12 protein-coding genes and 5 tRNA genes are annotated in these 14,355 nt (G+C 65.0%); 3 read left to right on the forward strand and 14 right to left on the reverse strand.

Going from position 1 to position 14,355, the window contains the following annotated elements; all coding sequences use genetic code 11:
• Positions 1-74 precede the first annotated feature (74 nt).
• Positions 75-162 (reverse strand) — tRNA-Ser (locus ACE026_RS07985).
• A 165-nt stretch (positions 163-327) separates the two neighbouring features.
• On the opposite strand from ACE026_RS07985, the gene ACE026_RS07990 reads away from it, so the two are divergent.
• A complete protein-coding gene (locus tag ACE026_RS07990) occupies positions 328-1,032 on the forward strand; it encodes a PP2C family protein-serine/threonine phosphatase (RefSeq protein ID WP_176990741.1) in 705 nt (234 codons plus the stop codon).
• Between the two features lie 45 nt (positions 1,033-1,077).
• Here ACE026_RS07990 and dnaQ read toward each other — a convergent pair whose 3' ends face one another.
• The 3 genes from dnaQ to ACE026_RS08005 are packed head-to-tail and all read right to left on the reverse strand — an operon-like array spanning position 1,078 to position 2,922.
• Positions 1,078-1,809, reverse strand: a complete 732-nt coding sequence (dnaQ, locus tag ACE026_RS07995; protein ID WP_123728499.1) for a DNA polymerase III subunit epsilon — start codon at positions 1,807-1,809, stop codon at positions 1,078-1,080.
• A gap of 4 nt (positions 1,810-1,813) precedes the next feature.
• Positions 1,814-2,266, reverse strand: coding sequence for a ribonuclease HI (gene rnhA / locus ACE026_RS08000; RefSeq protein WP_121042991.1), 453 nt, complete (start codon positions 2,264-2,266; stop codon positions 1,814-1,816).
• Positions 2,267-2,277: 11 nt separating this feature from the next.
• Complete coding sequence (locus tag ACE026_RS08005) at positions 2,278-2,922, reverse strand: methyltransferase domain-containing protein (protein WP_486038624.1); 645 nt, start codon at positions 2,920-2,922, stop codon at positions 2,278-2,280.
• Positions 2,923-2,933: 11 nt separating this feature from the next.
• Between ACE026_RS08005 and gloB the strand changes: the two genes are divergently transcribed.
• Together gloB and ACE026_RS08015 are read left to right on the forward strand one after the other, a co-directional pair.
• Complete coding sequence (gloB, locus tag ACE026_RS08010; protein WP_486038625.1) at positions 2,934-3,701, forward strand: hydroxyacylglutathione hydrolase; 768 nt, start codon at positions 2,934-2,936, stop codon at positions 3,699-3,701.
• A complete protein-coding gene (locus ACE026_RS08015) occupies positions 3,698-4,912 on the forward strand; it encodes a lytic transglycosylase domain-containing protein (protein WP_486038626.1) in 1,215 nt (404 codons plus the stop codon). The genes gloB and ACE026_RS08015 overlap by 4 nt, the downstream gene beginning before the upstream one ends.
• A 166-nt stretch (positions 4,913-5,078) precedes the next feature.
• Here ACE026_RS08015 and ACE026_RS08020 read toward each other — a convergent pair whose 3' ends face one another.
• The 10 genes from ACE026_RS08020 to tig all read right to left on the reverse strand — a co-directional run bounded on the left by ACE026_RS08020 (position 5,079) and on the right by tig (position 14,280).
• A complete protein-coding gene (locus tag ACE026_RS08020; RefSeq protein ID WP_486038627.1) occupies positions 5,079-7,052 on the reverse strand; it encodes a peptidyl-prolyl cis-trans isomerase in 1,974 nt (657 codons plus the stop codon).
• Between the two features lie 211 nt (positions 7,053-7,263).
• Positions 7,264-7,340: transfer RNA gene (locus ACE026_RS08025), tRNA-Asp, on the reverse strand.
• A gap of 90 nt (positions 7,341-7,430) precedes the next feature.
• Positions 7,431-7,507: transfer RNA gene (locus tag ACE026_RS08030), tRNA-Asp, on the reverse strand.
• Positions 7,508-7,590: 83 nt separating this feature from the next.
• Positions 7,591-7,667 (reverse strand) — tRNA-Asp (locus ACE026_RS08035).
• 28 nt (positions 7,668-7,695) lie between these two features.
• Positions 7,696-7,770, reverse strand: a tRNA-Val gene (locus ACE026_RS08040).
• 11 nt (positions 7,771-7,781) lie between these two features.
• Positions 7,782-8,054 (reverse strand): HU family DNA-binding protein, encoded by a 273-nt coding sequence (locus ACE026_RS08045; protein ID WP_019185801.1) that lies wholly within the window; start codon positions 8,052-8,054, stop codon positions 7,782-7,784.
• A 207-nt stretch (positions 8,055-8,261) separates the two neighbouring features.
• Entirely contained in the window at positions 8,262-10,736 is a 2,475-nt protein-coding gene (lon, locus tag ACE026_RS08050; protein WP_486038628.1) for an endopeptidase La, read from the reverse strand.
• A gap of 142 nt (positions 10,737-10,878) precedes the next feature.
• Positions 10,879-12,168, reverse strand: a complete 1,290-nt coding sequence (gene clpX, locus ACE026_RS08055; RefSeq protein ID WP_019185803.1) for an ATP-dependent Clp protease ATP-binding subunit ClpX — start codon at positions 12,166-12,168, stop codon at positions 10,879-10,881.
• 126 nt (positions 12,169-12,294) lie between these two features.
• A complete protein-coding gene (gene clpP / locus ACE026_RS08060; RefSeq protein ID WP_121042979.1) occupies positions 12,295-12,921 on the reverse strand; it encodes an ATP-dependent Clp endopeptidase proteolytic subunit ClpP in 627 nt (208 codons plus the stop codon).
• A gap of 66 nt (positions 12,922-12,987) precedes the next feature.
• Positions 12,988-14,280, reverse strand: a complete 1,293-nt coding sequence (tig, locus tag ACE026_RS08065) for a trigger factor (protein ID WP_121042977.1) — start codon at positions 14,278-14,280, stop codon at positions 12,988-12,990.
• Positions 14,281-14,355: the final 75 nt, after the last annotated feature.

Below are 14,355 nucleotides of genomic sequence, written 5' to 3' on the forward strand. Positions count from 1 at the left end.
GTTCTCATCCGGCCATCAGGCCAGATAAAAAGAAAAGGGCCGCCCGATGGGCAGCCCTTTTCTTTTTATCTGGCCGGAGAGGGGGGGATTCGAACCCCCGAGGCGCTATAAACGCCTGCCTGATTTCGAGTCAGGTACATTCAACCGCTCTGCCACCTCTCCAGATGGTCCCGGCGAACCGGGACGCGAATGATACGGGCAGGACGCGCTGGCGACAAGTCATTGCGTGCAAAGAAGTGAATTTCTTCTGTATGGATGCCTTGCCGGATGTCCGGCGGGCCGCGATCATGCCGTTATCCCTCGCAATCCTCACCGGCACGCGCCTTCATGATCGAATTCGGACACCTGACCCACCCCGGCCTGCGCCGTGACCTCAATGAGGATACGTATTACGGGGATGGCGAACTGGCGCTGTGGCTGGTCGCCGATGGCATGGGCGGGCACGCCTGTGGCGAGGTGGCCAGCGCGCTGGCGCGCGAGACCATCGTGCGCGAGATCCGCCGCGGGGCGACGCTGGCGCATGCGATCCGGATCGCCGATGAGGAGATCATCCGCACTTCCCGCCGCCGCAACGACAGCCTGCCGATGGGTACCACCGTGGTGGCGGCCCGGGTGCAGGGCAATCGCTATGAGGTGGCGTGGGTCGGTGACAGCCGCGCGTATCTGTGGCGCGATGGCACGCTGGCCCAGCTCAGCCAGGATCACAGCGTGGTCCAGGAACTGGTCGCACAGGGCAATCTGACCGCCGAGCAGGCCCGCGCGCATCCGCACCGCAATGTGGTGACCCAGGCGCTGGGCGTGACCGATCCCGCGCACCTGAATGTGGCGACCACCACAGGCGAGCTGCGCCCGGGCATGCAGCTGCTGCTGTGCAGTGACGGGCTGACCGAGGAGGTGGAGGACAAGGGCATCGCCCGTACCCTCGCCTTCGACGATGCCAGTGCACAGGAATGCGTGGATACGCTGGTCGCCGCCGCGCTGGATGGCGGCGGCTCGGACAACATCACCGTGATTCTGGTGCGGTGCCACTGATACCACCATCCCGACCAATGGTCGGGATCTACCGGGGTCGGGCCGTCAGGCGCTGACCGCTTCCGCCGCCTCGGGCTCACCATCCCAGATCGCGCGGCCGGCCTTCTTGCGCAGCTTGGCCAGGCGCGCTTCGTGCGCTTCCAGCTCCGAGGCCGTGGCGACCACGCGCGGGCGTGGCAGCAGGCGCGAGGTGTCGAAGGTCTGCGCGTGGGCGCTGCCGGTTTTCTGGTCATCGGCCGAGCCGAAGCCGATTTCTTCCTGGCCCGAGGTCAGCGCGATGTAGACATCGCCCAGGATCTGGGCATCGAGCAGGCCGCCGTGCAGCTGGCGGTGGGCGTTGTCCACGCCCAGGCGCCGGCACAGTGCATCCAGCGAATTGCGCTGGCCGGGGAAGCGCTCGCGCGCCATCTTCAGCGTATCGATCACCGTGCAGCGGTCGGTGATCTTGCCGTAGTGGTCGCCCAGCAGTGACAGCTCGTTATCCAGAAAGCCCAGATCGAACGCCGCGTTGTGGATGATCAGCTCGGCGCCATCGATGTAGGCGAGGAAGTCATCGACGACCTGGGCGAAGTCCGGCTTGTCGGCCAGGAACTCCAGGGTCAGGCCGGTAACTTCCTGCGCGCCCTGTTCGAACTCGCAGTCCGGCTTGAGGTACTGGTGGTAGTTGTTGCCACTGGGGCGGCGTTCGAGCAGTTCCACACAGCCGATTTCGACGATGCGGTTGCCCTTCCGCCATTCCAGGCCGGTGGTTTCGGTATCAAGGATGATCTGACGCATTGGCTCAGTGTACCGGGCCGGCGGCACGGATCCGGATCGCGGCGTCGCGCGCCAGCTGGTCCACGCGCTCATTGTCCGGGTCGCCGGAATGGCCCTTGACCCAGCGCCAGTCGATGGTGTGCTTGAGCGTGGCCGCGTGCAGGCGCTCCCACAACTCCCGGTTCTTGACCGGCGAGCCGCCGGCGGTCTTCCAGTTCTTGCGGATCCAGCCGGGCATCCACTCGGTCAGACCCTGGCGCACGTACTGCGAATCGGTGAACAGCACGATGTTGCACGGCTCGGTGAGCGCTTCCAGCCCCGAGATGGCCGCCATCAGCTCCATGCGGTTGTTGGTGGTATGCGCTTCACCACCGCTCAGCTCGCGCTCGTGCGCGTTGTAGCGCAGCAACGCCGCCCAGCCGCCGGGGCCGGGATTGCCGAGGCAGGAACCGTCGGTGTGGATTTCTATCGTCTTCATTCCATTCCAGATCAGGTGGCCACGGTACCGTGCCAGCGTGGTGCAGCCACGGGCGTCGGTCCCGGCAAGGCCAGAGTGCGTTTTTCAGCGGTGAACAGACAGGCGGCCCGCAGCGGGGCCAGATCGCGCCGCGCCGGCGAGCGGTCGCGCCACATCGGGCCGAGGTACTGCAGGTCTTCGCAGCTCAGGCCGGCCTGCGTGAGGGTGTGGCGCAGCCGCTGTGGGCTGCGCACGACCAGCCCGTGATGGCGCCACTGGCGGCGGTACGGGCTGAACGGGTTGAGCGTGGAAAGCCACAGGCGGCCGCCCGGCATCAGGACACGGGCGCAGTCGGCGATCAACGCCTCCGCGTCCCGCGCGGTGACATGCTGCAGGACGATCGCATTGACGCTCTCATCGGGCAGCGGCAACGGCAGCCCGCAGTGCACATCCCCGGCGTAGGCCGCGCCGTCCCGGAACAGGCGCAGGCCACGGCCGGGAAGTTCCACACTCTCCAACCAGCCGGGCGTCGGTGCCAGCCACAGCCAGGGGTTCACCGGACGCTCGGCAAGCAGGCTGCGCAACCGCTCCGATTCCAGACGGCACAACGCTTGTGCCGGTTCAGTATCAAACCAGGATGCGACTGTCGCTTGACGGGGGCTCGGCGCGGGGGGCATGGTCCAATTCTATGCGACTGACCGCCCTACCCGCGTTTGCGGACAATTACATCTGGGCGCTGGGCGCCGACGACGGCCGCGCCGTGGTCATCGACCCCGGCCAGGCCGACCCCGTTCTGGCCGCCGCAGCGCAGCAAGGATGGATCCCGCACAGCATTCTGCTGACCCATCACCACAACGACCACATCGGCGGCGTGACCGAGCTGCAGGCCCGTTTTCCCGAGCTGGAGGTGTATGCACCGGTGGAACCGCGCATCGAACTCCCCGCCCACCGGGTCGCTGAAGGTGAATGCGTTCAGGCATTGGGGCTGGGGTTCCACGTAGTATCCGTGCCCGGGCACACCCGGAGCCATATCGCGTTTCACACCGCTGAACACCTTTTCAGTGGCGATGCGTTGTTCAGCCTGGGCTGTGGGCGCATGTTCGAAGGTACGCCTCCCCAGCTTCTGGCATCCCTGCGGAAGCTGGCGTCCCTGCCAGCGCAACTGATGGTCTGTTGCGCCCACGAGTACACCCTGTCCAATGCCGTCTTCGCGCGGCATGTAGACCCCACCAACGCTGCGTTGTCGCAGCGCCATGAGGAGGCCTTGGCCATGCGCCGCGATGACCTGCCCACGCTGCCGGTTTCACTGGCAAGCGAGTTGGAATGCAACCCGTTCCTGCGTACGAACACCCCCGCCATCCAGGCGGCCGTCAGCGCCCATCTTGGGCGTCCCGTAACCGATGAAGTCGATGTTGTCGCAGGGCTGCGACACTGGAAAGACGGATTTCGAACATGAGTCGGCGATTGTTGCCGCTCGCGCTTGGCCTGGCGATCGCCGTGGCTGGCAGCGCGGGCGCCCAGTCGTTGACCGCCGGCATGTCGCAGAACGTGGCCGGCCTCTCCTCCCTTCCCCTGACCGCTGCGGCCCTGCCGCCGGCCTCGGTGCGCAACGGGCAGGAGATCTTTGCCAGCTTCCGCGATGGCCTGGCCGAACCCACCTGCAACGCCGAGGCGACCAGCCCGCGTTGGCAGAAGCAGTTCGCGCATGCCCCCTCGCGGTTGGCCAACCAGGATGATGATGCGCTGGTGCTGTTCGGCTACGTGGTCGAAGAGCTGCGCAAGTCCGACCTGCCCACCGAATTCGCGCTGATTCCCTTCGTGGAAAGCGGCTACCGGCCCAACGCCCGCAACGGCGGCGGCCCGGCCGGTCTGTGGCAGTTCATCGCCACCACCGCCAAGAACCACCGCGTGCAGATGACCCCGGGCTACGATGGTCGCCTCTCGGCAGTGGATTCCACCCAGGCCGCGGTGCGTTACCTCAAGACCCTGCACGGCATGTTCGGCGGCGACTGGCGCTTGGCGACGATGGCCTACAACGCCGGCGAGTACCGGGTGCTGCAGTCGCTGCGCAAGGCCGGCATGAACGCGCAGAACGCGCGGCCGGCCGAACTGCCAGGGCTGTCGCCGGTCACCTATGCCTATGTCGAGAAGCTGCATGCGCTGGCCTGCGTACTGGAAGACGCGGAAACCGAGCCGGCGGTGATGGCCTCGCTGGATCGCACCGTGCCGGTGCTGAAGGGCCACCCCCTGCCGGCCGGCACCAGCGTCCAGCAGTGGGCCCAGCAGCGCGATCTGGATCCGGCGCGGATCGCCCGCCTCAACCCGGCCCTGGCCAGCGGCAAGGGCCGCCCGTCCGGCCAGGTGACGGTTCTGGCCCCAACTGCGCATGCGCCGGTGGATGCCAGTGCCAGCGTGGCCGCCATTGCGATGGCCCCCAGCGCCCCGGTGGACACCACGGCGGCCCGCACGACGCCTGCGCCGGCAGCCACCCGCACCGTAGCCAGCGCGGATCGCCCGCGCAGCCGCCGGCATACCGTGCGCGACGGCGAGTCGCCCTGGACCATCGCCCGCCGCTACGGGATGCCGCTGAAGGCCCTGCTGTCGCTCAATGGGCTCAGCGGCAGCAGCGTGCTCAAGCCGGGTGCGGTGCTGCGCGTCGAAGACTGAGTGCGCGGATCGCATTGCAGGTGACGACAATGCCCGGTTCTGCCGGGCATTGTCGTTTCCGGGCATTGTCCGCCGGCTCCGGTGGGGCCTGGATGGCGGACGAGGCGCGCACAACAAAAAGCCCGGCATGGCCGGGCTGTTTGTTGTCCTGCAGAAGCCGACCCGGTTAGAGGTTGGCTTCTTCGGTCTGCACCTTGAAGTGCTTGCGCATCGCTTCGACGTAGGCCTTGGCGGCGGCCATGCCGTCGATCTGGCTCAGCTGCTCCTTGAGCTGCTGCTGCTGGGCGGCATCCACTTCGGCCACGTTGCCCGGGGTGACCTTGGTCACCGCGTAGATCACGTAGCGGCCCTGCACGGCAACCTTGCCGTAGCTCGGCTTGCCTTCGGCCGGCAGCGGCGCGCTGAACACGGCGCGGTTGATCTCCGGGGTCGGCACCGGCTGGGTACGCGGCAGGCCCGGCAGCGGGCTGATCTGCAGCTTGTCGCTGGTCGCCAGCGCCTGCAGGGTCTGCCCGGCCTTCAGCTTGGCCAGCACGGCGTCCACGGCCTTCTCCGAGGCCTGGCGGGTGCGGTCGGCATGGATCGCGGCGATCACCTGCTCACGGGCCTTGGCCAGCGGCAGCGCCTGCTCCGGGCTGTGCTCGGTCACGCGGATCATCACGTTGTGGTTCGGGCCCAGTTCGATCGGGTCGCTCACGGTGCCATCCTGGGTCAGGATGTCGGAGAACGCCGCGCGCAGCACGGCCGGATTGGCGGCGATGCCACTGGCGGTGGCGTGCGTGAACGGACCGATCGTCTGCACCGGCAGGCTCATGTCCTTGGCCGGGCCTTCCAGCGAGGTCGGGTTCTTGTAGACCAGATCCACCAGACGGCCACTGAGCTCGGTGAACACGCGGTCGGTATCGGCCTTGAGCTGCTCGGCGGCCAGCTGGTCACGGACCTCCTCGAACGAACGGCCTTCGCCGCCCTTGGTCTCACGCAGCTTGAGCACGTGGAAACCGAAGTCGGTCTTGACCGGACCGGTGACCTCGCCCGCCTTCATGGCGAACAGGGCATCCTCGAACGGCTTCACCATCGCGCCGCGTTCCACCCAGCCCAGGTCGCCGCCGGTGTCCTTGGAGCCCGGATCTTCGGAGTTGGCCTTGGCCAGTGCGGCGAAATCGGCGCCCGGTGCCTTCGCTTCCGCAGCCAGGCGCGTGGCCTTTTCTTCAGCGGCCTTGAGCTTGGCCGGATCGCTGCCGTCGGCGCTGATCAGGATGTGCGAGGCCAGACGCTGTTCCGGCGTCGCGAAGCGTGCCTTCTCATCTTCATAGCGCTTGCGCAGGGTAGCCTCGTCAGCCGCCGCCGGGGCCGGCAGGTTCGCGCCGTTGATCTCGACGTACTCCAGCGACACGGTTTCCGGCTGGCGGAAATCCTTGGTGTGGCTGTCGTACCACTGCTTGATCTGCGCGTCGGTCACTTCGGCGGTATCGGCCGGGGTTTCCGGCAACGCGGCCAGTTCGACATCACGGGTTTCGCCCAGCAGCTTCATCAGGCGCTCGGCTTCGCTCTGGGTGGTGAACCCCGAACGCTGCAGGGCCGACGGAATGATCGACTGCTGGATGCTCTCGCGCACCAGCGCTTCGAACTGCGTCGGCGTGCGCTGCGGATTACCGCTGGCCAGCGCGATGCGGTAGTTGTCCTGGTTGAACTTGCCGTCCGCATCCAGGAAGGCCGGGATCGAGGCAATGTACTCGCGCACGGCACCATCGCCGATCACGATGCCGGACTGTTCGCCGGCCAGGCGCACGACCTGCTCATCGATCATCTGATCAAGCACGGCCAGCTTGCTTTCGGTGCTTTCGAACTGGCGCGGATCGAAATCCTCGCCCTGTTCCTGGCGTGCCTGCTGGCGCGCCTGCTCGAAGCGCACGCGGAAATCATTGGAGCTGATCTCATGATGCTGCCACAGGAACGAGACCGGCCACCACGACGGGGCGGACTTCCACCAGGTTGGCGGGGCGGCCACTTTGGCCACGTTCTGCGAGCCGACGCCACCGAGGTAGCTGGAGTCGATCACGAACAGGAACGGAATCATCAGCAGCCCCAGGATCACGGTAACGATCCAGCCCGAGGTCTTGTCGCGAAGTTTCTGCAGCATGGGAAAAATCAAGGCCTGATTGGCGAGCCCGGCAGTGTAACCCGCTTCGCGGCAGGCTCCAAAAGTGCCCGCCCCCGCCCCTGGGCGCGATCCGCCTGCTGCCGCACCCGCCGATCGTGGCTGACCAACGGCGTGCGCCGCATCGTCGATCGATCTGCTGAATTGAAAACAAAAAAAAGCCCTTGGTTTTCACCAAGGGCTCTTCAAAGATTGGCGGAGCGGACGGGACTTGAACCCGCGACCTCCGGCGTGACAGGCCAGCATTCTAACCAGCTGAACTACCGCTCCGCACTTGAAACTTTGCAGGCGCTCATTCTATCCGAAGATATTCAGATTGCCCACCCCGAAATGCTGCTTTTTTCGAGGTTTTTTTAAAACTGGCGGAGCGGACGGGACTTGAACCCGCGACCTCCGGCGTGACAGGCCAGCATTCTAACCAGCTGAACTACCGCTCCGCACTAAACCGCTTTTGTTTCCACCGCGACCTGCGTCGCTGGAGAAAACAAGGCCCCCGATCGCTCAGGGGCCCTATTGAAACTGGCGGAGCGGACGGGACTTGAACCCGCGACCTCCGGCGTGACAGGCCAGCATTCTAACCAGCTGAACTACCGCTCCACATTTCAAAACTTTTACTGGCAGTGCCTGGTGGGTGCTGAGGGTTTCGAACCCCCGACCCTCTCCGTGTAAAGGAGACGCTCTACCGCTGAGCTAAGCACCCCAGCAAGCCGCTTAGTTTACGGCATCCTTCAGGGCTTTGCCAGCCTTGAACGACGGATTCTTCGACGCAGCGATCTTGATGGTGTCGCCGGTCTTCGGGTTGCGGCCGGTACGGGCAGCGCGGTCGCGGACCTGGAACGTGCCGAAGCCCACCAGCGTCACCGCGTCACCGCCCTTCAGGGCCTTGGTGACGGAAGCGATGACGGCATCAACGGCGCGGCTGGACTCGGCCTTGGTCAGGTCGGCGGCTTCAGCAACGGCGTCGATCAATTCGGTCTTGTTCATTCTCTACAGCTCCTTTGGCGGGGATTCCGCGGATTCAACATTGAGACACCCGACGACGATACGCCGTCGAATGCCAGTGAAGTTCTCAGTTCGCCGAATTCAGAATTACGCTGACTCGCGAGTGGTGCTTTTATACCAGTGCCCCCCTACCCGCGCAAGCTGAAAAGCCAATAACGACGCGGGTTTCGGGCATTTCCACAGCACGCGTCAGTGCTTGACGCGCGTCGCGGAAGCTGTCTTGGACTTGCCGCGTACCGTGACACGCTGCCCATCTTTCTTGGGCTTCGGTGCAGTCAGCGGCGTCTCCAGGGCCAGGTCGAGCACTTCCTCGATCCACTTCACCGGCACGATCTTCAGATCACGGGTGACATTGGCGGGGATATCGGCCAGATCCTTGCGGTTCTCCTCGGGGATGATGACCGTGGTGATGCCGCCACGCAGCGCCGCCAGCAGCTTCTCCTTGAGGCCACCGATGGCCGTGACGCGGCCTCGCAGGGTGATCTCACCGGTCATCGCCACTTCGGCCCGGATCGGCACCTTGGTCAGCGTGGACACCAGCGAGGTCACCATGGCGATGCCCGCGCTGGGGCCATCCTTCGGGGTGGCGCCATCGGGTACGTGCACGTGCACGTCGTGCTTCTGCAGGAACTCGTTGTCGATGCCCAGCCGCTCGGCGCGCGAACGCACCACCGACAGCGCCGCCGAGGCCGATTCCTTCATCACGTTGCCCAGCTGGCCGGTCAGGATCAGCTGGCCCTTGCCCGGCACCAGCGTGGATTCGATCTGCAGCAGGTCGCCGCCCACTTCGGTCCAGGCCAGGCCGGTGACCAGACCCACTTCGTTCTGCTCTTCGGCACGGCCGAAATCGACGCGACGCACGCCCAGGTACTTGTCCAGGTTCTTGCCGTTGACCACCACCAGCGCCTTCTTCTTCGCGCTGGCCTTCTTGCCGGCCTTGGCCGGCTTGGCGGCCTTGGCCGGTGCCACCGGACCGGCGAGCGCGATCTCCTTGACCACCTTGCGGCAGATCTTGGCGACTTCGCGCTCGAGGTTGCGCACGCCGGATTCGCGCGTGTAATAGCGCACGATGTCCTGGATCGCGTCGGCCTCGATCTCCAGCTCTTCCGGCTTCAGGCCGTTGGCCTTGATCTGCTTGGGCACCAGGTAGCGCATGGCGATGTTGAGCTTCTCATCCTCGGTATAGCCGGGGATGCGGATCACTTCCATGCGGTCCAGCAGCGGGCCGGGGATGTTGAGCGAATTGGAGGTCGCCACGAACATCACTTCGGACAGGTCCAGATCCACTTCCAGATAGTGATCGTTGAAGGCGTTGTTCTGCTCCGGATCGAGCACTTCCAGCAGTGCCGAGGACGGATCGCCACGGAAGTCCATCGACATCTTGTCGATCTCATCGAGCACGAACAGCGGGTTCTTGCTGCCGACCTTGTTGAGGTTCTGCACGATGCGGCCCGGCATGGAGCCGACGTAGGTACGACGGTGCCCGCGGATCTCGGCCTCGTCGCGCACGCCGCCCAGGCTCATGCGCACGAACTTGCGGTTGGTCGCCTTGGCGATGGACTGGCCCAGCGAGGTCTTGCCCACGCCGGGCGGGCCGACCAGGCACAGGATCGGGCCCTTCATCTGCTTCACGCGCGACTGCACCGCCAGGTATTCCAGGATGCGGTCCTTGACCTTGTCCAGACCGAAGTGATCGGCATCCAGCGTGTCCTGCGCGGCCTTGAGGTCCTTGCGGACCTTGCTGCGCTTCTTCCACGGCACACCCAGCAGCCAATCCAGATAGTTGCGCACGACCGCGGCTTCGGCCGACATCGGCGACATCTGCTTGAGCTTGTTCAGTTCGGCCTTGGCCTTGGTCTCCACCGGCTTGGGCATGCCCGCCTCGGCGATCTTGCGGGCCAGCTCGTCCATCTCGCCCGGCGCGTCATCCAGGTCACCCAGTTCTTTCTGGATGGCCTTCATCTGCTCGTTGAGGTAGTACTCGCGCTGGCTCTTCTCCATCTGCGACTTCACGCGGCCGCGGATGCGCTTTTCCATCTGCTGTACGTCGATCTCACCATCGACCAGGCCGACCAGCATTTCCAGACGGTCGCCGATCTGCAGCGTTTCCAGCAGGCGCTGCTTGTCGGCCAGGCGCACGCTGATGTGCGCGGCGATGGTATCGGCCAGGCGCGCCGGCTCATCGATGCCGGCCAGGGTCTGCAGCAGCTCCGGCGGCAGCTTGCGGTTGGTTTTGACGTACTGCTCGAACAGCGACATCAGCGAACGGGCGATCGCCTCGATCTCGCGCGGCTCGCGCGATTCGTCCGATTCGATTTCCATGCCCACGCCGTGCAGCGAGCCGTCGCGCTCGGTCACGTCGGTGACGTTGACGCGCGACAGGCCTTCGACCAGCACCTTGATGGTGCCATCGGGCAGCTTGAGCAGCTGCAGGACCTGGGCGAGCGTGCCGACCTGGTACAGATCGGCGGCGGACGGATCATCCGTCTCGGCGGACTTCTGCGCGAGCAGCAGGATGCGCTTGTCCGCTTCCATCGCCTGCTCCAGCGCATGCATGGACTTGTCACGGCCGACGAACAGCGGAATGACCATGTGCGGGAACACCACCACGTCACGCAGCGGCAGTACCGGCAGGTCGAGAGTCTCAGTTGGGGAACGGGCCATGTGGGCTCCAGTGGAACAGTGGGGATGGCCTCCGGGCGCCTCGCCCGGATACAAAAAAAGCCGATGGCCTCGTTATGGGGCCATCGGCTTCTAGATGCAAGCTGTTCTGAAAAAATTCTATCAATTCAATTACTTGAACTGATTATTCAGCGCCAGCCGCCTTCTGTTCAGGCGCCGGTGGCGTCTGGTAGATCAGGTACGGTTCGGACTTGTGTTCGATCACCGATTCGTCCACCACCACCTTGCTGACGTTCTCTGCCGAGGGCAGGTCATACATGGTGTCCAGCAGGACCGATTCGACGATCGTACGCAGGCCACGGGCACCGGTCTTGCGCTTGAGCGCCTTGCGGGCAATGGCGGCCAAGGCGTCGGGACGGAACTCCAGCTCGACGTGCTCCATCTCGAACAGCTTCTTGAACTGCTTGGTGATGGCGTTCTTCGGCTCGGTGAGGATGCGCACCAGGGCGGCCTCGTCCAGCTCTTCCAGGGTCGCCACGACCGGCAGGCGGCCGACGAACTCCGGAATCAGGCCGAACTTGATCAGATCTTCCGGCTCGACTTCGGCCAGGATCTTGCCCACTTCCTGCTTGCGCTCGGAACTCTTCACCTTGGCACCGAACCCGATGCCGCCCGAATCGTTCGAACGCTGCTGGATCACCTTGTCCAGGCCGGCAAACGCGCCGCCACAGATGAACAGGATGTTCTTGGTGTCCACCTGCAGGAATTCCTGCTGCGGGTGCTTGCGACCGCCCTGCGGCGGCACGCTGGCCACGGTGCCTTCAATCAGCTTCAGCAGGGCCTGCTGGACGCCTTCGCCGGACACATCGCGGGTGATCGACGGGTTCTCGCTCTTGCGCGAGATCTTGTCGATTTCATCGATGTAGACGATGCCCTGCTGTGCCTTCTCGACGTCGTAGTCGCACTTCTGCAGCAGCTTCTGGATGATGTTCTCCACGTCCTCGCCCACGTAACCGGCTTCGGTCAGCGTGGTGGCGTCGGCCATGGTGAACGGCACATTGAGCAGGCGGGCCAGGGTTTCGGCCAGCAGCGTCTTGCCCGAACCGGTCGGACCGACCAGCAGGATGTTCGACTTCGCCAGTTCGACTTCGTCGTTCTTCTGGCGGCTCTCGATGCGCTTGTAGTGGTTGTATACGGCCACGGCCAGGGTCCGCTTGGCGCGGTTCTGCCCGATCACGTACTGGTCCAGGACCTCGAGGATCTCGCGCGGCTTGGGCAGCGAACTGCGGGCCGACTGCGCCTTCTCCTCCAGCTCCTCACGGATGATGTCGTTGCACAGCTCGACGCATTCATCGCAGATGAACACGCTCGGACCCGCAATCAGCTTGCGCACCTCATGCTGGCTCTTTCCACAGAAAGAGCAGTAGAGGATCTTGCCGGTGTCCGTGGAACGACCTTGGCGGTCTTCGCTCATGCTTCGCTTACCCAGTTACCCCACCCGACTGAACGGGGGTTCGATTCGAGAATAGCACAGGGTCAGGAGGACGCCAGTCCTGCCCGACCCGGTGGAAACAAGCCGGTTTCCCGGCCTGGCACAACCTTACGCCGGCTGGATCGACTCTTCCGGACGACGCTCCAGGACCTGATCGACCAGGCCGTAGGCCACCGCATCGACCGCGCTCTTGAAGTTGTCACGCTCGGTATCCCGGGCGATGGTCTCCAGCGACTGGCCGGTGTGCTTGGCCAGCACTTCGTTCAGGCGCGAACGCAGGGTCAGGATTTCACGGGCATGGATGTCGATATCCGTAGCCTGGCCCTGGAAGCCACCCAGCGGCTGGTGGATCATCACGCGCGAGTTCGGCAGCGCATACCGCTTGCCAGCCGCGCCCGACGCCAGCAGCAGGGCGCCCATCGAGGCGGCCTGGCCGACGCAGATGGTGCTCACGTCCGGCTTGATGTACTGCATGGTGTCGTAGATCGCCATGCCGGCGGTGACCACGCCACCGGGCGAGTTGATGTAGATGCTGATGTCCTTTTCCGGGTTGTCCGCTTCCAGGAACAGCAGCTGCGCCACCACCACGTTGGCCATGTGATCGTCGATCGGGCCCACGAGGAAGATCAGACGCTCTTTCAACAAGCGCGAATAGATGTCATAGGCGCGCTCGCCGCGGCTGGTCTGTTCGACCACCATCGGAACCATGTTCAGGGCTGTGGTTCGGTTGTCCATTAGTGAGGCACCTATTTTGGGGGGAACGACCCCGCGCCAGGGCGCGGGGCGTAAAACGCGGGCCGCTTACTGGCGGATCGCGTCCTGGAACGACAGCTTCTCTTCGGTGTGCTGGGCGCGCTCGGCGATCCAGTCGATCACCTGCTCTTCCATCACACGATTCTGCAGCCCACTCATCAGCTGGGGGTCATTGCGGTACATCTCAATGACCTGCTCCGGCTCTTCATAGGTCGAGGCGATCAGGCGCATGGTTTCATTCAGGCGCTTCGGGTCCAGGCGCAGGTCGTTCTTGCGGGCCACTTCACCGACCAGCAGGCCAACCAGCACGCGCTTGGCGGCCGCTTCCTTGAAGCCTTCATGAGCATCGGCCGGGACGTCGCCCGGGTTGCGGCCGCTGCGGCGGATCTGCTCGAGCTGCTGATCCAGCATGGCGCGGGCTTCGTTCTCGACCAGGCGCGGCGGCATTTCCACCGAGGCATAGGCGGCGATCAGCTGCTCACCGACTTCGCGGCGCAGGCGGTTCATCAGGGCACCCTTGAGCTCACGCTCCAGGTTGGCGCGGATGTCCTTGCGGAACTGCTCCACGTCGCCGCCCTTCACACCGAAGCTCTTGATGAACTCGGCATCCACCTCCGGCAGCACCGGCGCGGAGACGTCCACCGCCTTGACGGTGACCTTGACCTGCTTGCCGGCCAGCGCGGGCACGCGCCAATCGGCCGGGAACTCGACGTCCAGGGTCTTCTCTTCACCGGCAGTCAGACCCACCAGGCCCTGTTCGATCTGCTCGAACATCATGCCCTGGCCCACGATCACACTGCCCTTTTCGGTGCCTTCGGCCGGCAGGCGCTCATCGCCGGCCTGCGACCAGGTTTCCAGAGCGACCAGATCGCCGTCCTGGGCGCCACGGGTGACCGGGCTCCAGCTGCGGCGCTGCTCGCGCAGGTTGGTGATCATCTGGTCGATGTCGGCGTCGTTGATCTCGGCGGTGTGGCGGACCACGGTCAGCTTGCTGACGTCCACGTCGCCGAAGTCCGGCACCAGCTCGACGGTGGCCACGAAGGACAGCTCGCCCTCGCCCTTGTCGATGCGCGGGGTGCCGGCGATGCGCAGCTCGTGCTCGCGCAGGGCGGCATCGAAGGTCTCACGCAGCAGGCCGTCGACGGCTTCGCTGCGGACCTGCTGGCCGAAACGCTGCTCGATCACCTTGGCCGGCACCTTGCCCGGGCGGAAGCCCTTGATGCGCGTGGTGCGGGCGATTTCACCCAGACGGCCGCTGATGTGCGTCTGCAGACGGTCTTCCGGCAGCGAGAAGGTCAGGCGGCGTTCCAGATTGCCAGTGGATTCGATCGAAGCTTGCATGTTGACTCCTGCCACCGGCGGCATGGGCCCCGGCACGATGTGATGGATGAAACGGGTTTTGGACGCGGGGTCGTG

The sequence above is a fragment of the Stenotrophomonas sp. AGC87 genome, from assembly GCF_057333975.1.

Excerpts from the sequence above, each read along its gene's own strand:
- ACE026_RS08005 (WP_486038624.1), bottom strand. The coding sequence starts at position 2,922 with ATGCCCCCCGCGCCGAGCCCCCGTCAAGCGACAGTCGCATCCTGGTTT.
- gloB (WP_486038625.1), top strand. The coding sequence starts at position 2,934 with ATGCGACTGACCGCCCTACCCGCGTTTGCGGACAATTACATCTGGGCG.
- rnhA (WP_121042991.1), bottom strand. The coding sequence starts at position 2,266 with ATGAAGACGATAGAAATCCACACCGACGGTTCCTGCCTCGGCAATCCC.
- ACE026_RS08015 (WP_486038626.1), top strand. The coding sequence starts at position 3,698 with ATGAGTCGGCGATTGTTGCCGCTCGCGCTTGGCCTGGCGATCGCCGTG.
- clpP (WP_121042979.1), bottom strand. The coding sequence starts at position 12,921 with ATGGACAACCGAACCACAGCCCTGAACATGGTTCCGATGGTGGTCGAA.
- ACE026_RS07990 (WP_176990741.1), top strand. The coding sequence starts at position 328 with ATGATCGAATTCGGACACCTGACCCACCCCGGCCTGCGCCGTGACCTC.
- dnaQ (WP_123728499.1), bottom strand. The coding sequence starts at position 1,809 with ATGCGTCAGATCATCCTTGATACCGAAACCACCGGCCTGGAATGGCGG.
- ACE026_RS08045 (WP_019185801.1), bottom strand. The coding sequence starts at position 8,054 with ATGAACAAGACCGAATTGATCGACGCCGTTGCTGAAGCCGCCGACCTG.
- lon (WP_486038628.1), bottom strand. The coding sequence starts at position 10,736 with ATGGCCCGTTCCCCAACTGAGACTCTCGACCTGCCGGTACTGCCGCTG.
- ACE026_RS08020 (WP_486038627.1), bottom strand. The coding sequence starts at position 7,052 with ATGCTGCAGAAACTTCGCGACAAGACCTCGGGCTGGATCGTTACCGTG.
- tig (WP_121042977.1), bottom strand. The coding sequence starts at position 14,280 with ATGCAAGCTTCGATCGAATCCACTGGCAATCTGGAACGCCGCCTGACC.
- clpX (WP_019185803.1), bottom strand. The coding sequence starts at position 12,168 with ATGAGCGAAGACCGCCAAGGTCGTTCCACGGACACCGGCAAGATCCTC.